Below are 22037 nucleotides of genomic sequence, written 5' to 3' on the forward strand. Positions count from 1 at the left end.
GGAGACACCTCACTGGAAATCAACGCTGCCGAGGAAGACCTGCCCCCGGCGTCGGCAGCAGGCATAGGGCCGCCACAGTGCCCAGGCGTAGTCGCCTTGCCGGGCTTGCACGCGCGTGTTGGTGTGCGGGAACACCGCGCAGGTGTTCGAGAGGGTCGGCGTCAGTTCCTGCCATTTGCCGGTGGAGGCATCGCCTTCCACCAGGGCACCGGCGGGCCAGTAGCCGGCGCGCGCGGTCGCGAGCAGCGGCTGGTAGACGTGGGGCTGGGCGCGCCGCGTCACGACGTCGCCCGCGCGCTGCGCCACCACGGCGCCGCTCTTGTAGTCGTCGGTCTGGTGCAGGAAGCCGCCGCGCGGATAGACGTTGCCCCACAGGTTCAGCGTCGTGCGGCCGCCGATCTCGCGCATGCCGGGGATCAGCGCTTCCGGGTACACCATCTCGGGGATGTTGTAGCGCCAGGCCAGCGTGTCGAGCGTGCTCAAAAGGTACGGCATGAAGGCGGTGCCGGCGCCCTGGCAGGTGTACCCGGATGCACTGGCGAACTGGCTGAACACCGAGCCCGCGGGATGCCCGATCACGTCCGCGTTCTTGAACTTGGCCAGGTTGTTCTCGTTGTCGTGGTTGGTCGTGCCATCACCGCCGGCCCGTGCTGTGGGATTGGGCATGCTCATCGCCCGCACTTCCACCCATGGGTTTTCGCCGGTGTTCGAGTAGCTGGACACCACGGCATCGGGTACGTAGTGGCGCACCTTGACCGAGGTGCGTACCGAGCAACCGAACATGGTGCAGAACAACCAGTAGCAGATGCCGACGACGCGGTACTCCAGGCAATTCGGCGACACGGCCGAGGAAATGATGGTCGCCGTGTCCAGGGCGAAGGTCGACGTGGCGCCGCAGAGCAGCAGCGAGGCCATGGCTGTCCGCAGGCGCCCGGACGGCGCGGTCGGCAGGCGGGTCATGGCCGTGCGCTCCGGTGGGCATCGATACGAGCGACGGCGCGTGCCACGTCGGGCTCGCCATAGACGACGTAGCGGCGATCGACCACCACCGCGGGAATCGCGGCAATGCCCAGGCCCCAGGCATCGGCGACATCTTGGTAGGCACGCCCGATCCGGCGCTGCAGTGTCTCTTTCCCCTCACGCAACCGCTGCTGCACGATGGCCTCGGCCTGGCCTGGATCGGCCGGCAGGCCGGCGGAGAGTTCGGCCTCGATCCGGGCCGGCAGGTCCAGCTCGATGATTCGCTCGCCACCCATGGTCTTGATCGGGTGATGGCTGTCGGTGACGACCAGCACATCGGCTGCTGCGAGCGGGCTGAACAAGGCCATGCACGACCACGCAGCCACCGCGACAGCCATGGATTTCCACGAAGCAAGGTCAGGAAGAAAGCCATAAGGTGAAAACTGCATGTGGCGCCTCAGTGGTGTCGATGCAGGTCATAGTCGAATCCAATGACGCTCGTGGAGCGACAAAGAATCCGACGCCGGGAAATCCCCGTTTTGCAGGGGCGCTGCCGAAAGAAAGGGAGCCCGAGGGCTCCCATGGGGATGAACGGCACATACCGGGATAGCGGAGAGCTACAGCAGGCCGGCTTCGGCGAAGGAGTATGGGTTGCCCTTGCCGACGATGAAGTGATCCACCACACGCACGTCGACCATGGCCAGGGCGGCTTTCAACCGCTCCGTGAGCGCACGATCGGCGATCGAGGGCTCTGTCACCCCCGAGGGGTGTTGGTGCGCCAGGATCAGCGCCGAGGCGTTGAGGGCCAAGGCACGCTGGACGACCACCCGCGGATACACCGAGGTCTGGTCGACCGAGCCCCTGAACAGCGGCTCGAAGGCGAGCACCTGGTGCTGGCTGTCGAGGAACACGACGGCGAAGACTTCGTTGGGCTCCACGACCAATTTCAGACGCAGATAGTCGCGCACGGCGGCGGGACTGCCCAGAGACGGGCCAGCTTTGAAGACGCGCTTCTCCAGCAAAGTGATGGCCTGCTGGATGATCCAGTCCTCGTGCTGGGCGACGATCAGGGTGAGCGACTCCGGGCGGGAGTCGGCGACGACACAAGACATGGCGAACCTCCAATGGATGAGATCGGAGGGCGCCTGCCCCGGGAGGGCAAACCCTCCAGGGGACGATGGGGATGGGACAGTGGACGAACGGGCATCCACCACCACAGGCGTGGCAGCTGTTCGCGGGCAAGGATGCGAAGCGAACGGGTTCGATCAGCGCGGTAACGACGCGCCGTAGCCTTGAAGATCGGGGGCTACCTAGGCATGTCGCCGACGGACGCGGCGGGCATGTCTCGGGTTTGTGACGACTCCACGCCGGTCTTGTCACCAGCGGCGAGCAGATCGAGGGCCGATAGCAGCGCGTCGCCTTCGACGGGGCCGTGCAGCAGGATCACCTTGTCGGTCTCGCGGTCGCGCAGTTGCAGTATCGGCGTGGCGGTGATGCCGTTCTTTTCCGCTTCCGCAGCTTGGGCGCGGACCACCGCGTCGGGCCGGTCGCTGGCGAGACAGTGCTGCACAGCAGGCGTGAGGTCGGGATAGCGCAGTCCTTCGGGCAGGCCCTGCCCGTCGCCGCGCGTGTGAGCGTAGACCCAATCCACGGCCTGCCAGAACGCGGCGGCGCCCCTGGCCTCACCGATGCACTCGACCAGGCGTGCTTCGGCGGAGGCCGCCGGCTCGTGCATGGCCAGCGGCAGGTGATGCCATTGCCAGTTCACCTCGGGATGCTCGTCGATCCAGCGCTTGAGCACAGGGAAGTACGTCCGGCAGAACGGGCATTCCAGATCCGCGTACTCGACCACCGTGAAACGTGCGTCGGGCCGACCATGGCGCCAGGGCGGCCCGGAAGGCGTCGCTGGTGTTGAAGGCGTCGCTGGTGTTGAAGGCGTCGCTGGTGGTGAAGGCGTCGATGGTGGCGTCTCTGCGTGGCTCGGGGGGCGAGCTTCAACTTGTGCCGCGGCATGTGGGCGCAGGAACGTCCAAGCGACAGAGCCCAGAAGCAAGGCGACCATCAGCAACGCGAGCAGAACGAAACGGCGGGATCGAACGAATCCGGGCAGGTGCATCGTCGCCTCCCCGTCACGCCAACGCATCGAGCGCCAGCGGCTCGATGCCGCGGGCACGGTCGATCTTCTCGGCGACCTTGAAGGCCGCATCCAGCTCACCGATGCCGTATTGCTGGATCAACTGGAAGCGCTCGGCCTTCTCTTCCGGCTCGGTCTGGGCCAGCGCCAGGTATAGGCTGGGCGGCACCGCGCGGAACAGCACTTCCATCGACTTGGACAGGATCACGCCCTCGCTGAACTTGCCGGCCTCCTTGCGCGCCGACAGCATCAGCGCTTTCTGCGCCGGGCTCAGCTCGCGGAAGCGCGCGATCTTTTCCACCTCATCCGGCGGCATGGAGAGGCAGATCCACCACTCGATCATGTTGAGCATCGGTTCGGCCGCCTTCGGCAGATCGTCGATGTTCTGGGTCGCCAGCCAGTACCAGGCGCCGAGCTTGCGCCACATCTTGGTGATCTTGACCACGTAGGGAGCGAGCAGCGGGTTCTTGGTGATGATGTGGCCCTCGTCGGTGACGTTGATGATGGGCCGCCCGAGAAACTGATCGCGCTCGGCGATGTTGTTCACCGTGTTGATGAGGCTGATGTAGGCGATCGAGAGCTGGGCGTTGTAGCCCTCGCGGGCGAAGGTCGCCAGATCGACGATGGTGATGTCGGCCTCGGGCCAGGGCGTTCCGGGGCGGTCGAACATCTCGCCGTCGACGCCTTGGCAGAACATGTCCATGGCGTCGGCCATCTCCAGCAACCGGGTGCGCCGTGCCTCCGGTAGCGTCGCATCGCGGGCGCGTTCGCGCAGCGCATCGCGCACGTCGCGCGTGAGCACCGTGCGTTTCTCCGCCACGCAGCGCTGAGCCGCGTCGAGGATGCACTGGCGGATCAGGCTGCGGTCGGCGCGCGTCATGCGGGCCTCTTCCTTGTCCTCGCCGCCGGTGATCATCAGCCGCGCGGTGATCTCCAGTTCGCCCAGCACATCGCGCTGCTCGTCGGCATCGGCGACCTGCGCTGCTTCCTCGCGGTCCTCGTCCAGGGCGTCGGCGTCGAGGGTCTGCACCTGGCTGGGCGTCTCCACCAGGCGGTGTGCATCGGCGAACGGAGCGAGACTGACCCCTGCGCCGGGTGCGAGCTTCACGCGATGCACCGTCAGCCCCAGCCGCGCCGCGAAGTCGCCAAACAGGCCGAACGAGTTGCCCGCCTCGACGATGAAAAGGCGCGGCCGGTAGATCGCCGTGACCTGGTTCAGGATATTGTTGAGGGTCGCGCTCTTGCCTGAACCCGTCGGGCCGAACAGGAACAGGTGCGCGTTCATCTGCCGGTCGAGGCGATTCAAGGGATCGAAGGTGATCGGACCGCCGCCGCGGTTGAAGAAGGTGATACCCGGATGCCCCGTCCCCTGGCTGCGGCCCCAGACCGGCGCGAGGTTCGCGGCGTGTTGCGCGAACATGAGCTGGGTGTACCACTGGCGCTTGTCGAGGGCCGGGTCGAACACACAGGGCAGCCAGCGCAGGTAGCTGTTGAGCGGCGCCACCTCGTCTTCCTCGCGCACCGGCTGCAGGCCGGCATTGAGCATGACGTTGACCAGTTGCAAGCCGCGGGCGTCGAGCTGCGCCAGATCGCGACCGCGCAGGTAAAATGCCAGCGCGCCGCGATAGAGCTTGTGCGCACTGCCGATCAGGCTGCGCGCCTGCTGGACGTCCTGGCGGGTCTGCTCCGAAGCGAGGGTCTCGCCGACCGACTTCCTGCTCAGGTGGTTCAGGTACGCTTCCAGCACGTCCTGAGGCGTGGCCACGAGCGTCAGGCACATCACCGTGTCTTCCGGCATCTGGTCGAACAGCGCATTGACCGCATCGCCACCCTTGCGGGTCTCCCCGGTGAGGTGTCCCGTCGGCGGTGGCATGCGCAGGCGGTCCATGACGATGACCCGGTGCGGCAGGCCGTCGAGGAACCAGACGCCATTCTCCACATCCGAGCGCGGCTGTCCGAAGAACAGGCGCTGGGCGAAATCTCCGCTGGCCAGCTCGATTTCACCCTCCTCATGCTCCGTTGGATAGCGGGTCAGCGCGTAGAAGCGTTCCCGGTCCTCGACGTTCGGGCCGAGACAAGTCGGATGGGGGTTGAACCAGCGCAGCAGCCAGTCTTGGATGTCGGCGGCGTCCATGCGACGTGCCTTCACACCCGCGTTCGCGAGGCCGCCCACGAGCCGGTCGCAGATCGTCGTCAGCGCCTGCTCGGGCGACTGGCCGCGGCCGGACGACGCAGACATGGGCGTGCGCCGATAGACCACCATGCGCACCCGCCGGATCTGGCCGCGCCATGGCAGGCGCGTCACCGTGGTGTCTTCGAACAGGCCACCGGGCTTGGTGATCGCGCGCAGGTGGTGGGCGAAGAAGCGCAGGTAAAACTCGCTGAAAGCGCTGCCTTGGGCGCGCGGCCGCACGTAGCTGGCCAGCCCGCGCAGATAACCGTCCCAGTTCGCCTCGTCCTGGGCATAGAGCTGGACCACCCAGGGGTTCTCGTCGAGTTCGTCGAAGGAGTCCTGCAGCGCGTTCTCCAGCGCGTCTCGCGCCTGCCACAGCCAGGCCAGCTCGCGGCCTTCGGTGCCGACCGGAGCCAGCTCGAAGAAAGCCGCCACCGACAGGCCATCCTCGAGCAGCATGCTCTTCGAGCCGGGCAGGTACTCGGCCCAGGGCAACAGATCGGCGAAGGACGGAGCCACGTCGTAGAGCGCCTGGGCGTCCGCCTCGGTGGCCGGCTTGCGGCGGCGGACGGCCAGCGCACTGCCGGGCTCGCTGATGCCATGCTCGGTCAGCATCGACACGTGCCGCGTCCAGGCGTCGTCGGCTGGCGTTTCAGCCTGACGTGCCCGCAGGAAGGGAACGGTCCAGGCCATCAGTAGTCCTCCAGACGCTCGCCCGGCATGGCGTACTGCACCCGTTGGTAGAGCGGAAACACCGTGGTGTAGCCGGGTACCGGCACGGGGTCGCTGCCGGCCAGGTGCGGGAAGACGTACATCACCAGGTCCGGGTTCGGCAGCCGGTGGAACTGGCGGTGGATTTCGTTGGCCGCCGTGCGGGTGTAGGCCGCGTTGTTCGCGGGGACGGCCTGCACGTCGGCCTCGGTCAGCGGCCGGCGCAGGCCCTGGCGCGCATCGAGCAGTTGCCGGGCCGGCTGGCCCCCGCCCGCGCTGCCGCCGGTCTCCTGGTTCCAGACATCTAGCATGGTGTGATCGCCATGCGGCAGCACCTTGTCCTTGCTGGTGGCACAGCCGCCCAGCGCCGTGGCCACGAGCATGGCCACGACCGTATCAGTCCAGTTCCGACGCATGGGCTTCTCCGATGCGGTGATTGACCCGGCGCCCCTTGGCGTCGTAGTCGATGTTGAGGGGTTGCTCCAGGTGGACGGCGACCTTCGCGCCTGGCTGCACGTAGATGGCGGCGAAGGCCTGGCCGTAGAGCTTGTTGACCCAATCGGCCATGTCGCGCACGCCACCGGCCAGGATGCGGCCCATGGCCTCGTTGCCCGAGATGCCGACCGTGCCGAGCGAGCCGTTGCTGTTGGAGACGACGGCCACGCTGCCGTTGTCGGACTTGATGAGCGAAGCGGCGCCCGCACCTGCCGCGGTGATCAGCGCCTGCGAGCCGAGGTACTGCTGGGCGTTGCTGCGCCGCTCGCCGGAGACGCATGGGATGCCGTAGGGATCGCTGATCCAGCCCAGGCCGCCCTGGGTGGCGCTGCCGCCCGCGCTGCTGTTGCCGCCCTGGCTGCGCGCGCCGTTCTCCGGCACGGTGCGGATCGTCCCGTCCTGGAACACGAAGGTCACGCTGCGGATCTGGCCGCGCACGCACGAGAGCGTCCAGTCGCCCGAAGCCGTGCCGCTGACGACGGCGCCAGCCACGTCGGGAATGTCGATGCCGTTGGCGGTCAGATTGTCTGGGCCGATCAACACCTTGAACGGGTATGGGTCGTTCACCGTGCCGTCGATCGGCACGCGCCCGATCAGCGCCGTCATGGCAATCGACCCCATCAGCGTCGAGTTCGACGGCACCGTGTAGACAGGCCTGGTGGAGGCGCCCACGGTGCGGCTGCCGGCGTCGGCGATAGTATCCGCAGCACTGGACAGGGTTTTCTGGGCCGGCCCGAAACTCGTCGGGAAGCTCGGCGTGCTGCCGGCGCCGCTGTTCTTGGCCTGGGGCTTGGCGTCGTCGGGTTCGAGCCAACGCGTGCCACTGCCGCTCCCATGAATCCCGCTACCCTGGCCGCCGACGAAATTCTTGCCGTCACCCTCCTCCAGGCCAAGCCCGACGGGTAGATCGGGTTGGCCGCCCTTGCCGGAGAGGCCGTCGAGGCGCCGCTGAAGTTCCTGCAGCAGATTCTGAGTCTGCTGGCGGTCGCCAGCTGCTTGATCGCGGTCCTGCTGCAGGCGGCCACGCTCGCCGTCCAGCGCAGTCTGGATGCGCTGGTCGATCGCGCTCTCGCGTGCGCGCAGGCGCTCATTTTCGGCCTTCTGGTTCTTGTTGTCGTTGAGGGAGGTCTGCAGTTCGTTGCGCAACTGCTTGACCTGGGCCACCAGCGTGGCGACGGTATCGCGCGGCGTGTCGCCCTCGATGCCCAGGGCCTTCATCTCTTCCGGCGTGAGCTGGCTGGCGGTGCCGGGCGGCGCGGACTTGGTGCCGCGCTCGTTTGATGCGAGCTTGACGCCGACGAACACCAGCAGCAGCACCATCGGGATCAGCAGCCACTTGAGCAGCGGATTACTCTTCATCGCGCGCCCCTCCTTCGGGCTGGCCGGCAGCGGCTTCCGGCGGCAGGTTCACCATCGCGTCGATGGGTGCCACTGCCGGCAGTAGCGACTCGGCCAGGCCATGGCCGCGCGTGACGAGGAAGACCACGGTGGTGTCGGTCGAGCGGCCGGCGGGCCCCAGGGTCGTGTGCTGGAAGGTCGCCGCGAGGAAATCGCCCTGCAGGGCGCGCGGATCGAGGTCCAGCCTGCGTGCGGAGGTGTTGGTGAGCTTCACGGCCGTCACCCACTGGTCTTCAAGCCGCCACGCGGCCAGCGCCCGTGCGCGCACCGGGAGCGTAGGCAGCAAAGTGTCCAGCGGCAGATCGCGGCGTAGGTTGACGCGGTCGATACCGGGCACGGGCTCGACCGCCCGCAGGGGGGCATAGAGGTTCTGCGCCGCATGGCGCGTCAGTACCACGGGCACCGGGGTCGCGCGTCGCGTGGCTGCGCTGGCCGTGTCGCGGGGTTCCTCCTCATTTGCGGTGGCACTGGCCTGGCCGGTGCCACGCGACGGCAATCCATCGCCTTCGACGATGCGCACGGGCTCCAGCGGTGTTTGGCCGGCTTTGGCCGGCTCGGCCGCGACGTCGAGCAGGATCAGCGCGCCGGACTCCACGTCCTGCAGTTGCAGCCGCGAAGGCGGGATCGGTTCGCTCGCGCGCAGGTAGATCGCGCCGCCCGCGCTCTGCACACGCAGGTGCGCACCGACGCTTTCCGGCACGCCGATGCGCACGTTGCGGTCGATGAAGATCACGCGTTCCTGTCCGACCACGAGGGGCACGGCCAGGGGTAGACGCTCCCAACGCAGGACCTCCACGGCCTCACCGGTTGAGACGAGCCCCATGCTGAGCAGGAGGCCGGCCAGGGCCGGCAGGACAAGGCGCTTCATGGGGCTCCTCCTTGCAGTTTGGTGGCGACTGCCGGTTGGCTGGCCGACGCCGGTGCCGGCAACGGTTCAATACGCTGCGGCGCGCTCGCGTAGCAATCCAGGGCGAGACCGAAGGGGTTGCGCTCCGGGTCGACGTCCATGCGCACGACCTTCAGCGCATAGCGCACCAGCGCACGCTTGACCTGCTCGGAACCCAGGTACTCGTCGGCACTTACGTCCAGCGTGACGATCCAGTCGTTCGCCGATGCGGCCCGGACGCGCGAAGTGGGATCGTCCCCGTAGCCCCGGCCGGGAATCTCGTAGATGCCGCGCACGCGCTGACGCAGCTCGCCGTTGCCACGCCGGAATTCGTAGTCCTGCTGCAGGAAGGACCGGCAACTCGGCGTGAGGTAGGCGGACAGCGCCTTGAGGTTGCGCGGGTAGTCCTCCTCGCCGTTGGTCGGCCAGCGTTGGGCCTGCTGCCAGATGTAGAAGGTAAAGGCGTAGACGCTCTCCGGAGGGACGTCCCACCACTTGCGGGTACTGCCCGAACGCAGGTCCGGGGGCACGTGGATGGTCAGGCTCTTCGGTGCGCTCCACCAGCCGAAACCGAGCAGCAAGGCCACAACGAAGAGCGCGGTGGCGCCGAAGCGCAAGGTCTTGACGTGCGCCTGCAGGTGCGTGACTTCGTTCTTGAACCGGCTCATGCCGCACCTCGATGGATGGACGTGAAAGAGTGCTGACGCCGCGTGGTCCACCAGCCCGAGCGGGTGATCTGGGACTGCCCGCCCATATGGGCCGCCAGCGCGGGATAGCGCAGCGCGAGCCACCACTGGAGCTGACGGTACAGCCAGGTGTCGGGCCGGCCGCGCTTCTGCCGGCGCATGAAGCCGCCGCCCGCGAAGACGCCGATCCCGACGCCGACGACGATCAACGTGGGCAACATGGCGATGCTGCGGGTCAGCCAGGCCAGCGGCACCCCGACCAGGAAACCTGCCGCGGCCGACAAACCGGCGCAGACCCACAGCTCGTCGGCGGTCAACCCGCGCACGACCACCGGATGGCGGTTCAGGCGATGCGGCAAGAAGGTCACGAGCCCATCGCGCGGTGTCTCCCGCGGACTCTCCGGGTAGCCGGCCATCGGTGCCGGCCCTTACAGCACGCCGGTGGCCTTGGTCAGCAGCCAGATGCCGACGACCAGCAGGATGGCGCCCACCGCCACTGTGAGGCCGAACTGGCCCCAGGTGGCGCGGCCGGTGTGGATCTCCGAATAGCGTGTATAGGCGTGGTAGCAGACCCCGACGAACATCGAGGCGACCACGAGCAGCGCAATCAGCAGCACGATGTCGTAGCCGTAGTTCTGCAGCGTCTGCATGATGCCGCTGCCCGCGCCGCGCGATGGGTCCTCCATGGTCGGCAGGCCCGCCGCGACTGAAGCCAGCGGCGTGGCCGCGAAGACCGGCGGAACGAGCACGGCGGCAATGCGCCCGGTGCGATGAGAAGTCGAGGAAGGATTCATAGCGATTCAACCTTTCGTGGGGGTCAGGACAGGAGGAAGAAGCTCAGCACCAGGTACATTGCGACGAAGCGCACGACCACGCCGAGGAACTGGCGCTGGGTCAGTCGGTTCTCGGCCCAACCGACATAGGCGGTACGCATCGCCCACACGCCCCACAGCAAAAGGACGGCGAAGACGAAGCCGAGGACGACGGTGGAGACGGTCGCGGGCGTGAAACCGCCGTTGGCCTGGAAGGCGGCGACCTGATCGGCGGAGGGCGTCATGGCGCTTGCTCCGCATTCGCGGTTTCGCGGCGGTAGTCGCCGACCAGCGGGACCGGATCGCGCGGTTGAGCGCGCTGCGGCGTCAGGTAGTCGTTGATGCCGGCGCGGATGCGCTCGACGTCCTGGTGCAGGCGGGCGTAGTCGAAGTGATAACGGGCGCGCTCATCCCGAGCGAGGCTCGCGCCGTACTGGGCCGTCCGCTCGAGCATGTCGAGCTGGCGGACCAGGGCCGCCAGCTGTGCGCGCTCCGGGGCGGTATCGCCCGCTGCTGCGGGCGTCGCACTGCCCAGCGCAAGGGCCAGCGTCAGGGCCAGGGCCGGCGCGCGGCGGCAGTCGTTCGTCGGATTGCTAGGGAATGTCATCACGCCGTTTCGCAGTCGTCTGGATGGCGGAATGCTGCGGCGGCCGACGGAGACCTGCTGCAAACAATCGGAACGGGCGCTATGCCGGATTTGCCCGGCTGCAAACCACCGGGGCGACGACGATGCGGAATCGCTCGGGCTATTACTACTAAAAAGTGCGTTGGTTACCGTACATTCTATTCGGCCGCGTAGCGGGTGCTCGGATGCCTGAAGAATGCGCGAACGATATCGGGGGTTTTCTGCAGCGAGCGCATGAAGCGCAGCGCAAGTTTCTTCATCTGCTCGGGCCCCTTGATGATGCTGCGGCCGAGCTTGTGGCTTTTCAGATGCGCCCAGACGTGCTCGTCGGGATTCAGATCGGGCGCGTAGGCCGGCAACCGAAACAGGCGCAGCCGTCCGTCGAGTCCTTCGACGAACTTCCGGACTTTGGCGCTGCGATGCACCGGATGACCATCGACCACCAAGAAGATTGGCCGCGTTGTGCCCTGCATCAGTCGCTTCAGAAACTCGATGAAGACGTCCGCGGTGACGTTCCCCTCAGTACACATGAACCGCAACTGCCCCTTCGGGCTGATGGCGGAGATCAGATTGAGCTTGAAGCGGGCACCGGTCGTCTTCACCACCGGCGTGACCCCCACCGGCGCCCAGGTCGTGCCGGTGTGGTAGTCCGAGCGCACCGCGGCCTCGTCGCCGAAGAAGATCTCCGCCCCGGCCGACTTGGCTTCGGCGCGAATGCGCGGAAATTCGTGTTTGATCCAGTCGGTCACCAGCGCCGGATCGCGCTGATAGGCGCGCATCAGCGGACGTTGCGGCGAAAGCCCCTGCTTGCGCAGCAGGCGCCCAACGCTGATCTCCGACATCGCCACCTTGAACTGGCTGCGGATCAACTCCCGAACCATCGCCCGTGTCCACAGCGCAAACTCGAACTTGAACTGCTGCGGGTTCGACAGCGTGATCGTCCGGTACAGCCAATCAAGCGCCTTGCCGTCGAGTTTGGGCTTCGCGCCCGGCACCGGCTTGGCACGCAGCGCATCAACCCCGCCCTCGCGGTACAGCGCCAGTCACTCGTAGATGCGCGGGCGCGAAAACCCGAGCGCCTTGACCACGACTTCGGGCGACTCGCCCGCTTCAACACGCTGCACCGCCCGAATCCGAATCTCTTCGAGCGTGGCATGCGACAGGGAGCGACCGTCTCTCTTTTCCATGCGCAATTATCGCACGCCGGCATTACTCAATGTACGCTAACCAACACACTTCTTAGTAAGAACTTATCCGCAAATACCTTGCGAAAATTTTGTCATTCACCGACCATGACGTCCTGATCGATGAGAGGTCGAAATTGGCGCGACGTTTGGCAAACTGTAAGCGTCCGGTCTGCTCGGGCGGGCGCTTACGGCAAGCTGGAAGGTATCGGACGAGTTCTGGGCTCGCGTGGAACCGTTGATTCCGACACGTGTACGCACTGGCGTGGATCGTGCAGCGCTTTCGCCACCGCAGCCGACAGGCCGATGCGCTGGTCCACCTGTCGCAGCAGCATCAGGCCTCCGTCCGAACTGAGCGCTCCGCCCTCGAAGTTGGCTTCAATCCGGCGCCGACCCAGGCGCCCAAAGCTCAGTTCATTCGCGGTACACTTCGGCATCGGCGGAACTCCTCTACATACGGCTTCGACACCTGTATTAGAGCGCCTTCCGGCGGTTCCGCCGATACCTCCGATGAAATATCCGGGCTAGGGGGCCGGGAGAAGGTGTGTTCACCGGGTGCTTACGGTAATTTTGGATGCGCGTCGACAATAGCCCCGAAAGTGGCCCCGCGCGGTCAGCGAACGGGCTGACGCACCCACACAAGATAGCTACCGAAGCCAGCGAGCCCCCCCAAGGCCATCACCAGCGCCATCGGCACCACGGTATCGCCCAAGGAGTGGCCGACGAAGATGCCGGCCAGCGCCGCCAGCCCCATCTGCGAGAAGCCCATCAGCGAGGCCGCCGATCCGGTCATGTACGGATAGTTCGCCAGCCCGATCGCCGCCGCGTTAGGCATCGTGAGACCGATCGCGGCGGCAGAGAACCACATCGGCACGATCACCGCCATCGGGCGATGCACGCCCGAGAGCGCCAGCGCCAGCATCGCGACCCCGGCCACCGCGCTCAGCGCCGAGCCCCAGCGCAACAAGCGCTCCGACCCCAGCCGCCGAGACAGCCGGCCCGAGGTCGTCGAGCCGCACATGTAACCCGACACCATCACGCCGAACGCGAGGCCCATCTCCTGCGGCGAAAAACCGAACATGTTGATGAACACAAAGGGGGACGCCGAGATGAAGGCGAACAGCCCCGAATAGGCAAGCCCGTTGCACAGCAGCACGCCGCGGTAACGCCCGTCGCGCAACAGGGTCAGGAAATTGTGCGCCATGCGGGCAGGGTTCGTCGCCGCAGGATCGCGGTGATTGTTCGTCTCGGGGAGCACGAACCACAGCCCCAGCGCAAGCAGCGCCGAATAGCCGGTGAGGAACACGAAGGTCGCGCGCCAGCCTGACCATACCGTCAACCAACCGCCGACTACGGGACCCAACAACGGCGCCAATGCCATCGCGGTACCGATGTAGGAAAGCATGCGGGCGGCGTCGTGCGGGCCGTACACGTCACGCACCACCACCCGTCCGAGCACCGGCCCCGCGCAGGCTCCGAGCGCCTGCAGGAAGCGCGCCGCGATCAGCGTTTCGATCGAATTCGCGAGCGTACATGCGACCGAGGCCAGCACGTAAAGACCGACGCCGAAGAGCAGCACCGGCCGACGCCCGAAGCGGTCCGACAGCGGGCCGTAGGCGAGCTGGCCGGCGGCAAACCCGAACAGGAACACCGACAGCGTGAGCTGAGTGTTCGCAACATCGGCACCCAGGGCCTCGCCGATCGCCGGCAGCGCCGGCAGGTAGAAGCCCATCGACAAGGGCCCGAGGGCGACCAGCGCGGTGATCAGGATGGCAAGCGGCAGGCTGGCGGTCATCGGTAGATAAACGAATATGGGGCGCCTCGAAAAACCTCGGCCCGCCCGCCCTTCGTAAAATTACATCGTCCTGAAACCTGCCGCAGCCCTGTCCGATGAAATCGCGAAGCGCCATCAAGACTGACCTGTTCGCTGACGAACACCACCGCAAGAAGAACGACTCGCTGGGCGATCCGCTGGCCGAGATCAAGTCGTACATCGACTTCGCAGCGCTCGCGGCTGAGATTGATCGCGTCGCGCCGCGCCCGATCAGCGCGCAGGGCGGGCGTCCGCCGTACCCGATCGAGACGATGGTGCGTATCCTCGTGTTGAAGCGCCTGTACAACCTGTCCGTTGAGCAGATGGAGTACCATTAGCTCGACCGCATGCCCGCCGACTGAAAGCCGGCGAATCGGCGCCAGAAGGACACCGCCGCCACGTGGACCAAGAAGCACGACAAGAGCCACTTCGGCTACAAGCTCTCGATCAACGTCGACAAGAAGTACAAGATCATCCGCGAGATCGAGACCGCCAGCACGCACGACAGCCAGCACTTTGACAACGTCTTCGACACGAGCAACACGAGCCGCGCTGTCTATGCCGACCAGGGCTACCCGTCGGAGGGACGTGACCCCTGGCTGAAAGATAACGGCTTCCGAAACCAGATCCAGACGAAGGGCAAGCGCAACAAGACGTTGTCCGAATGCCAGCAGCGGCGCAACAAACGCATCGCCAAGACGCGTGCACGGGTCGAGCATGTGTTCGGAGCGCTCGAACAGATGAGCGGCAAACTGCTGCGCACCATCGGCCAGGCGCAAGCAAATTTTGCGATGACGATGATGGCGGCCTGCTACAACTTGAAGCGGCTGGTCTATTTCCTGGAGGCCGGAATCGAGGCTTTCAGACGCCCTAAATGAGCCGAATTGCCGATGCCCGATGCGATTCGAGGCAAAAGCAGGGCGACACCGCCGGTAAACGAGTTGATTTGCCAGAGAAATTTCACCGAATTCGGTCGCAATCATGGTTACACGGCGGGATTCATTGAAAACCTCGGGTTACTCGAGCCCCCTACTCAAAGCGCGGCGAGCGTTTTTCGAGGAATGCCGCGACAGCCTCCTCATGCTCGGAAGTCTTGTGCGCTAGTGCTTGGTAGGTTGCTGAAAGCTCCAATAGGGACTCCAAGCGCACGTACTGCCCCTCCCGCAGAAGTCGTTTCGTCATACGTAGTGCAGGGCCAGGATTGCAAACAATACGCTGGGCCAACTTGTTAGCCACATCCAGCAACTCCTCACCAGGCACTACACGAGACACCAGACCGCACTCGAGAGCCTCTTGCGCGGAAATTGGATCGCCCGTAAAGGACATTTCCGCCGCCCGCGATTGACCTACTACACGCGGCAGTAACCAAGCCCCCCCATCGCCCGGAACAATCCCGAGCTTCACAAAGGACTCCGCGAAATATGCTGACGTAGCGGCGATCCGGATATCGCACATGCATGCTAGGTCGCATCCTGCGCCGATCGCCCCTCCATTTACTGCCGCAATCACGGGCACCTCAAGATTGTAGAGTGCCAGCGGGAGCCGCTGAATTCCCCGCCGATATTCGTCGCTGATCGTGATCGGATCCACTTTCTCCTTCGAATAGCGCTGCATGTCCTTCAAATTTCCGCCCGCGCAAAACATCGTTCCCGCACCAGTAAGGATGACGGCACGAACCGTCGGATCACGGGCGATTCGGGAACATGCATCGACGAAGTCTTCGACGGCGGAATTGCCTGTCAGCACATTCCGGAGTTCGGGCTGATTCATGGTCATCGTGATCACGGGCCCGTTCTTATCGACCAGCAGGAAACTACCCATTATTCGTCTCTCAATATCAAATTGGATTGGACAGATCAACCGGCAAGGCTCCGACGTACGAAATCCAGAGTTCGTGACGCACCGGTGGCAAGGAGTTCGCGCCCGACGACCTTTGACCAATATACCTCCGTGCCATACGCGAGGCGCCACTCGTGCATCCGGCGTGTGAAAAGTTGCAAATCATATTCCTCTGTAAACCCCATTGCGCCGTGGACGGAATGCGCAATTGACGACACTGTGCCGACCACCTCGCTGGTACGTTGCTTTGCCACAGCGGCAGCCATCAATTTTGGACTTATCCCGTCGGCACTGAAACCGATCTGGGCCGACATTCGGGCCGCAAAAACCTGCTCTGCCATGACACTGATCTGCTGCTGGATGATTTGAAGCTTTGCGATCGGCCTGCCGAATTGCACTCGATCATTGGCATACCCTATCGTCATTTGCAGAATCCGCGCCATGGATCCGGCGAGCATTGCAGAGATCAGACACGCTCCATATGCCCGCCAGTTGGATCCAGGAAGTTCGTTGCCAGAAATCGGCTGTTTCGCCCATCGCATTCGGGCATTGACGCTCCCGCACCCCCCGGCAATGTGCCTTTGGGCACCGGTCGCAGGCAATAGCTGCGCCCGATCGCCGAAATCCACCAAGACCCAGTCAGCCACTTCACCAAACGGCACGTAATTCGATATGATTGTTCCGTCCGGAGTCACCGCGACGTCTCCAGCAATCGTTATAGACCCCTCTGGAAGCTCGGCGTTGGTCTCGGACATGATTCCTCGGACCAATATGGTCTGTATTAACGGTAGCGGCAAGGCATGGCGACCAGCAACAAAGGCGATCGGATAGACATCGGACAGACTCAATCCTGCCCCCCCCATCGCTTCAGCCACCAAGGCGTCGGTAAAGCCGGACTCCTGTAATGCCCCCCAAAGTGCGGCACGTTCCTTCGTGCCGCCCTCTCCCCTCTCGATACGGCGCACATGATTCGGCGTACAGCAATGAGCGAGCAGTTGCTCTATCGCGTCGGATATGATTTCTTGCATGACCGCTGTCCTCTACCGAAGTCCGAGCCCACGGGCGATCATTCCACGCAGGATTTCCCGCGTGCCGCCTCGCAGAGAGAATGAAGGAGAAATTTGTGTCACGTATGCCAGGGTTTTCAACAAGACGGATGGCACCGGACGATCCGGATCGCCCCCCAGGCTGTCAGCAATCAGCAGCGGCATCTGCTGCTCGAATTCCGTTCCCAAGTCCTTGACTAGCGCGGCCTCAATCACCGGACTCTCACCCCGCGCTAGTTTTTCCGTGACCGAAATGGCCATCGCACGCAGCACGCATAGTTGGCTCGCCATGCGCCCGAGTAACGCGACACGCCCATCATCGACACGCGTATCACGACAGAGGAAAGCAAGCCACTCGTCAAAGAGAACCAGCGTGGAATAAATGCGCTCGGGCCCACTGCGTTCGAACGCAAGTTCCGCCGTCACTTGCTCCCAACCGGACCCCTCTGCACCGATCAGCGCATCGTGACCTAGCATCACGTCGTCGAAAAAGACTTCACAGAAATGAGCATCCCCCGTGATATCGTGAATCGGCCGCACAGTCACGCCCTGCAAAGAGAGATCAACGATCATCTGGGACAAGCCCTTGTTCCGATCCGCCGGTTCCCCCGATGTGCGCACAAGTGCAATCATGTAGTGGGAACGGTAAGCGTTTGTCGTCCAGATCTTGCGTCCGTTCAGCTTCCAGCCGCTATCCGTCCTCACCGCCCGAGTTGTCACGCTGGCGAGATCCGAACCCGAGTTAGGCTCACTCATACCGATGCAAAAAAAAGCTTCCGCGCGGCAGATCCTAGGCAGATAGTATTTCTTCTGCGCTTCGGACCCATATTTATGGATCAAGGGGCCGCTCTGGCGGTCGGCAATCCAGTGAGCGGTGACGGGAGCCCCTGCAGAGAGCAGCTCCTCCACGACGACAAAGCGCGCGAACGAACTTCGTCCGCCGCCGCCGTATTCCTTCGGCAGAGTCAAACCGAGCCACCCTTTCGCGGCAAGCCGGCGACTAAAGTCGGCGTCGTAGCCCATCCAGGACCGGGCACGGACATCGGCGGGCACCCCTTCGAGGGCTTCGTCAAGAAATGCACGCACCGAGACTCGCAGACCCTCGTCCTCGGCGGGGATGGATGTAAGCTCAAGCGACTCGATCATGAATTCTCCATCGTTCTATTGAATGTCTCGCCGCGCCGTAGCGCGGCTCGGAAATCCGGATGTGCCACGGCACTGAGCTCTAGTGCCCGCTGCGCAGGCGATTTATTTCGCAGTCGAGCAACCCCATACTCGGTCACCACGTAATCAATGTCTTGCGCACCGATTGTCGTGGGGACTCCCCGACCGAACGTAGTGACAATGTTGCTGACCGCCCCCCCTTTGGTTGCTGCACGGAGTGCGATGATGCTCATACCGCCCTTCGCTGCTGATGCGCCCCTTGCAAAGTCGGGCAATCCTCCGGGCGTTGAGATCACGCGACCACCGATCTGCTCAGCGTTGGCACTGCCATTTATATCGACCTGCAAAACGCTGTTGATCGCAACGAGCCCATCAATGGCCGCGAGGACATCAAGTGCGTGTGTAAACGAGCAGGGATGAAATTCGACCAACGGGTTATGGTCGAGAAAACCATAGAAGGATCGGGTACCTGCAGCCATCGTTGTGACCGTCTTACCCGGCAACACCTTCTTCGTCGCGTTAGTCACGACACCGCGCTCGATCAGCGGCCGAACGCCATCGGTGATGATGCCGCTATGGATCCCCAAATCGTATAGGTGGCTCAGTTCGGTGAACACCAGATCCGGCAAGGCTCCGATGCCAGCCTGCAACACGGCTCCAGACGAGATGAGACCTGCTATATTTCCTGCGATTGTCCGGTCAACATCGTCAGTTTCGTCCGTGTCGGCAGCGCGCACGACCTGTGGGCCGCGATTTGCATTAACGACGAAATCGACCTCCTCGGGCAGCAACGCCGTGTCTCCGCAGGTAAATGGCATCTGCGGGTTCACTTCCGCAACGACGATTGGATCCTGAGCAAGGACCGCCCGCATATAGTCGACCGACACCCCGAGAGACATTCTCCCATTTTCGTCGGGCGTAGAGACCTGTAGTAGCAGGAGATCGGCCCTGATCTCACCGCTGATGAAAAGGGTCGGAATTTCGGACAGCGTGCAGCGCCGAAAAGAAGCGCGGCCTGAATTGATCGGCTCACGCAATCCCTTTCCCGGAAACAGCGCCTGGATCGAAAGATGCTTGGCTGCCTCTATGCCAGCATAGGGCGCTTCGCCCATCGGCATGAGCCCATACACGGTCGCCCCACGGAACACCTCGGCTGCCTCACTCAGTTGCTGAGTCAAGCGCGGAGGCTCGGCACACGCGGAGTGGAGCACTATGCGTGGCGCATCTGGCAAAGCCGAACGTAGGTCTTGGAGGTGCGACAGTTGGAGTCTCTTGCCGCGCGGAGTAGTCATTACTTCTTGTCTCCCTCTTACGTTCAGAATCCTTTGCCAGACTTCTTACCCCAACCGCCCCGCGTACATCTCCTTGCCGATCGGTTGGGCTTGGCCGAAGTAAGACCGGTTTCGTTGCATTCATTCGCGCCAAGTAGGAAACATCAATTTCTTCTGAATCCCAATGGCATATTTGACACCCTAGTCCCCTGACCACGTCGAGATCGACATCGTCGGCCGATGCATGCGCCTCCTTCTCTCAGAGACTCGAGGCCTCGCGGATCAGATCACGAAATATGCGATTCACGATGAAACCGGATATTTCCTTGCTCAGGATCACCCGGTACTTTCCCGAGCGCAATGCAGAACTTCACTAAGCGTTTAACTGCATCAGAAATCGCCGAATGAAAGACAACTCCATCAATTCGATAACCGATGCCGGGGCTTGAGAAACGCAAATTAATTTATCCCAGCAGACGGACCATTGTTGTTTCCTCGCTCTTTATCCCGTTAGGGCACGTGCAATGACCAATCGCTGCATGTCTCCAGTGCCCTCGTATATCTGACAAACTCGAACATCCCGGTAGATCCGCTCGAGTGGAAAATCAGCCAGGTAGCCGTATCCTCCCAAGGTCTGGATCGCATCCGAGCAGACCCGCTCAGCCGTTTCGCTCGCGAGCACCTTCGCCATCGATGCTTCTTTGACGCAGGGTAATCCGGCGTCACGCATGGCCGCGACGTGTAGCACCAACTGCTCAGCCGCTTCGAGCCGCGTGGCCATATCGGCGAGGCGGAATGCAACTGCCTGATGCTCGATGAGGAGTTTGCCGAATTGCCGGCGTTCCTTGGCATAACCCAAGGCGTGCTCAAACGCCGCACGCCCCATACCCACCGACTGGGCCGCGATGCCAAGACGCCCGCCGTCAAGGTGGGAGAACGCAACTCGCAGCCCTTCGCCTTCTCTGCCCAAGAGGCTATCGGCCGAAACCCACATGTCATCGAATGTGAGGGAGCATGTATCGGACGAGCGCTGGCCCATCTTTTCCTCAACGCGGGTCACGGTCCACCCCGGGGTATTGGTGGGCACAACGAAGGCAGAAATTCCCTTCTTGCCGGCGGTTGGGTCGGTAACAGCGAAGACAATGCCCACGCTCGCATTCCGCCCCGAGGTGATGAATTGCTTGGTACCCGAGATGACATACCCCGAACGGCCATCCTTGCGCGCTAGCGTCTTCATGGAGGCCGGGTCGGATCCTGCTTCTGGCTCCGTCAGGCAGAAACAGCCAATCATCTCCCCACGCGCCATAGGACGAAGGAAGCGGTTCTTCTGCTCGTCCGTACCATAGGTGAGCACCGGCAGGCAGCATACCGATGTGTGTTCGCCCATGATGGTCGAAATCGGACCGTCGCCGGCAGCAATTTCCATGATTGCCGCCACATAAGAGACATAATCGGTTTCCGCACCGTCCCACTCCCGTGGCACCACCATGCCCATGAAGCCCAATGTTCCTAACTCGGCGAGTTCCTCAGCAGGAAAACGGCAATTACGGTCGCGCATAGCCGCAGTGGGCGCCAAGCGGTCGCGCGCTATTTTTCGAGCTGTTTCACGGATGAACGATTGCTCCTCGTTGAGAATCATTTCAACACCTCCACCGTTGCGCCAGTCGGTTCGCCCCGGATACATAGCGAAGTCACCGCTCGCCAAAATTCATATTGTCCAAGGGCCACGGGGGTCTCGCAATCATCGGTCTCATATACTGTCAGGATCGCCCTCTACCTTCGTCTAGCTTGAACTCGTCAGACGATCGTCCATGTGTCGCCGCCGTGTAGCAGATCCGCGAGCCGCCCGCGCCCCTTCGCTTCGCGCGTAGCTTCATGCAGATGCGCGTTCAGCTCGTCGCAAGTCGGTTGACGCACTGCGCGGAACACGCCGAGCGGCACAGGCAGCTCCGGGGACTCGAACTGCGACAGGAAGAATGCGAGCCCGCTGTGCATCGCATGCTCGTCATGGACGACGAGCTCCGCCTCGCTCACCGCGCCGTCGCCGAGCTTGATAACCTCCGGAGCCATGCCGGCGAGCCTGATACCCTGATCGCGATTTTTCCCGAACACGAGCGGCTTACCGTGCTCGAGCATGAGCCGTGCGTCGTCGCGCGTGGCCTTCTCGGTCAGCGCATTGTGCGCGCCGTCGTTGAACACGATGCAGTTCTGCAGCACCTCGACGAACGCGGTGCCCTTGTGCACGGCGGCGCGCGCAAGCACCGACGCGAGATGCGGCTGATCGCTGTCGACGGTGCGTGCGACGAACGTCGCGCCCGCGCCGAGCGCGAGCGACACTGGGGAGAACGGCCGGTCGATGCTGCCGAGCGGCGTGCTCTTCGTCCTCTTGCCGAACTCGGACGTCGGCGAGTATTGTCCCTTTGTCAGCCCGTAAATGCGGTTATTGAGAAGAATCACCTTCAGGTCGACGTTGCGGCGCATCGCGTGAATGAAGTGATTCCCGCCGATCGCGAGCGCGTCCCCGTCACCGGTGACGACCCATACCGACAGCTCGGGCCGGGTGAGCTTCAGGCCGCTCGCGATCGCTGGTGCGCGGCCGTGGATGCTGTGTATCCCGTAGGTTTCCATGTAGTAGGGGAAGCGGCTCGAGCAACCGATACCGGAGATGAACGCGAAGTTCTCGCGCGGGATGCCGAGCGTCGGCAGCAGCTTCTGGACCTGCGCGAGGATCGAGTAGTCGCCACAGCCAGGGCACCAGCGCACGTCCTGGTTCGATTCGAAGTCTTTTTTCGTCAGTGCGACAGGTACGGACAGGTCATTCATGATGTTTTCCTGTAAGG

At 63.7% G+C, this 22037-nt stretch carries 23 protein-coding genes and 1 pseudogene; 1 reads left to right on the forward strand and 23 read right to left on the reverse strand.

Annotated features, from left to right (window positions below; translation table 11 throughout):
• Nucleotides 1–9 precede the first annotated feature (9 nt).
• The 17 genes from GPA27_RS04375 to GPA27_RS04455 all read right to left on the reverse strand — a co-directional run bounded on the left by GPA27_RS04375 (nt 10) and on the right by GPA27_RS04455 (nt 13859).
• Nucleotides 10–960: a TIGR03756 family integrating conjugative element protein gene (locus GPA27_RS04375; RefSeq protein ID WP_050417894.1), complete on the reverse strand. Its 951-nt coding sequence runs from the start codon at nt 958–960 to the stop codon at nt 10–12.
• Nucleotides 957–1409, reverse strand: coding sequence for a TIGR03757 family integrating conjugative element protein (locus tag GPA27_RS04380; protein ID WP_083447103.1), 453 nt, complete (start codon nt 1407–1409; stop codon nt 957–959). Before GPA27_RS04380 ends, GPA27_RS04375 begins: the two co-directional genes overlap by 4 nt.
• A 168-nt stretch (nt 1410–1577) precedes the next feature.
• Nucleotides 1578–2072, reverse strand: coding sequence for a RadC family protein (gene radC / locus GPA27_RS04385; RefSeq protein ID WP_050417896.1), 495 nt, complete (start codon nt 2070–2072; stop codon nt 1578–1580).
• A 194-nt stretch (nt 2073–2266) separates the two neighbouring features.
• Entirely contained in the window at nt 2267–3076 is an 810-nt protein-coding gene (locus tag GPA27_RS04390) for a DsbA family protein (protein WP_050418511.1), read from the reverse strand.
• Nucleotides 3077–3089: 13 nt separating this feature from the next.
• Entirely contained in the window at nt 3090–5960 is a 2871-nt protein-coding gene (locus tag GPA27_RS04395) for a conjugative transfer ATPase (protein WP_050417897.1), read from the reverse strand.
• Nucleotides 5960–6394 (reverse strand): TIGR03751 family conjugal transfer lipoprotein, encoded by a 435-nt coding sequence (locus tag GPA27_RS04400; RefSeq protein WP_050417898.1) that lies wholly within the window; start codon nt 6392–6394, stop codon nt 5960–5962. Before GPA27_RS04400 ends, GPA27_RS04395 begins: the two co-directional genes overlap by 1 nt.
• On the reverse strand, nt 6375–7832 hold the full coding sequence (locus GPA27_RS04405; RefSeq protein ID WP_050417899.1) for a TIGR03752 family integrating conjugative element protein: 1458 nt from the start codon (nt 7830–7832) through the stop codon (nt 6375–6377). Before GPA27_RS04405 ends, GPA27_RS04400 begins: the two co-directional genes overlap by 20 nt.
• The gene (locus tag GPA27_RS04410) at nt 7822–8739 is read right to left on the reverse strand and encodes a TIGR03749 family integrating conjugative element protein (protein ID WP_050417900.1); all 918 of its coding nucleotides are present in this window, start codon (nt 8737–8739) and stop codon (nt 7822–7824) included. Before GPA27_RS04410 ends, GPA27_RS04405 begins: the two co-directional genes overlap by 11 nt.
• A complete protein-coding gene (locus GPA27_RS04415) occupies nt 8736–9425 on the reverse strand; it encodes a PFL_4703 family integrating conjugative element protein (protein WP_050417901.1) in 690 nt (229 codons plus the stop codon). Before GPA27_RS04415 ends, GPA27_RS04410 begins: the two co-directional genes overlap by 4 nt.
• Nucleotides 9422–9859 (reverse strand): TIGR03750 family conjugal transfer protein, encoded by a 438-nt coding sequence (locus tag GPA27_RS04420; RefSeq protein ID WP_050417902.1) that lies wholly within the window; start codon nt 9857–9859, stop codon nt 9422–9424. The genes GPA27_RS04415 and GPA27_RS04420 overlap by 4 nt, the downstream gene beginning before the upstream one ends.
• A gap of 12 nt (nt 9860–9871) precedes the next feature.
• Complete coding sequence (locus GPA27_RS04425; protein WP_050417903.1) at nt 9872–10237, reverse strand: TIGR03745 family integrating conjugative element membrane protein; 366 nt, start codon at nt 10235–10237, stop codon at nt 9872–9874.
• 23 nt (nt 10238–10260) lie between these two features.
• Nucleotides 10261–10500: a TIGR03758 family integrating conjugative element protein gene (locus GPA27_RS04430; RefSeq protein ID WP_050417904.1), complete on the reverse strand. Its 240-nt coding sequence runs from the start codon at nt 10498–10500 to the stop codon at nt 10261–10263.
• Complete coding sequence (locus GPA27_RS04435) at nt 10497–10862, reverse strand: integrative conjugative element protein, RAQPRD family (protein WP_050417905.1); 366 nt, start codon at nt 10860–10862, stop codon at nt 10497–10499. Before GPA27_RS04435 ends, GPA27_RS04430 begins: the two co-directional genes overlap by 4 nt.
• 176 nt (nt 10863–11038) lie before the next feature.
• A complete protein-coding gene (locus GPA27_RS04440; RefSeq protein ID WP_198149730.1) occupies nt 11039–11923 on the reverse strand; it encodes an IS630 family transposase in 885 nt (294 codons plus the stop codon).
• A complete protein-coding gene (locus GPA27_RS04445) occupies nt 11924–12067 on the reverse strand; it encodes a hypothetical protein (protein ID WP_198149584.1) in 144 nt (47 codons plus the stop codon).
• A gap of 185 nt (nt 12068–12252) precedes the next feature.
• Complete coding sequence (locus GPA27_RS04450; protein ID WP_050417906.1) at nt 12253–12501, reverse strand: transposase; 249 nt, start codon at nt 12499–12501, stop codon at nt 12253–12255.
• 176 nt (nt 12502–12677) lie between these two features.
• Nucleotides 12678–13859, reverse strand: a complete 1182-nt coding sequence (locus GPA27_RS04455) for a multidrug effflux MFS transporter (RefSeq protein WP_050417907.1) — start codon at nt 13857–13859, stop codon at nt 12678–12680.
• Nucleotides 13860–13954: 95 nt separating this feature from the next.
• Here GPA27_RS04455 and GPA27_RS04460 point away from each other — a divergent pair.
• Nucleotides 13955–14755, forward strand: a pseudogene (locus tag GPA27_RS04460) (IS5 family transposase).
• Nucleotides 14756–14906: 151 nt separating this feature from the next.
• Here the strand turns inward: GPA27_RS04460 and GPA27_RS04465 are convergent.
• The 6 genes from GPA27_RS04465 to GPA27_RS04490 all read right to left on the reverse strand — a co-directional run bounded on the left by GPA27_RS04465 (nt 14907) and on the right by GPA27_RS04490 (nt 22020).
• Nucleotides 14907–15698, reverse strand: a complete 792-nt coding sequence (locus GPA27_RS04465) for a crotonase/enoyl-CoA hydratase family protein (protein ID WP_050417908.1) — start codon at nt 15696–15698, stop codon at nt 14907–14909.
• 35 nt (nt 15699–15733) lie between these two features.
• Nucleotides 15734–16744, reverse strand: coding sequence for an acyl-CoA dehydrogenase family protein (locus tag GPA27_RS04470; protein ID WP_050417909.1), 1011 nt, complete (start codon nt 16742–16744; stop codon nt 15734–15736).
• Between the two features lie 12 nt (nt 16745–16756).
• Entirely contained in the window at nt 16757–17908 is a 1152-nt protein-coding gene (locus GPA27_RS04475; protein ID WP_050417910.1) for an acyl-CoA dehydrogenase family protein, read from the reverse strand.
• Complete coding sequence (locus GPA27_RS04480) at nt 17905–19218, reverse strand: acetyl-CoA hydrolase/transferase family protein (protein ID WP_083447104.1); 1314 nt, start codon at nt 19216–19218, stop codon at nt 17905–17907. Before GPA27_RS04480 ends, GPA27_RS04475 begins: the two co-directional genes overlap by 4 nt.
• Nucleotides 19219–19699: 481 nt before the next feature.
• Entirely contained in the window at nt 19700–20836 is a 1137-nt protein-coding gene (locus tag GPA27_RS04485) for an acyl-CoA dehydrogenase family protein (RefSeq protein ID WP_050417912.1), read from the reverse strand.
• A gap of 158 nt (nt 20837–20994) precedes the next feature.
• Nucleotides 20995–22020: a 2-oxoacid:ferredoxin oxidoreductase subunit beta gene (locus GPA27_RS04490; protein ID WP_050417913.1), complete on the reverse strand. Its 1026-nt coding sequence runs from the start codon at nt 22018–22020 to the stop codon at nt 20995–20997.
• Between the last annotated feature and the right edge of the window lie 17 nt (nt 22021–22037).

The sequence above is a fragment of the Aromatoleum toluolicum genome, from assembly GCF_012911005.2.
Taxonomy (GTDB): domain Bacteria; phylum Pseudomonadota; class Gammaproteobacteria; order Burkholderiales; family Rhodocyclaceae; genus Aromatoleum; species Aromatoleum toluolicum.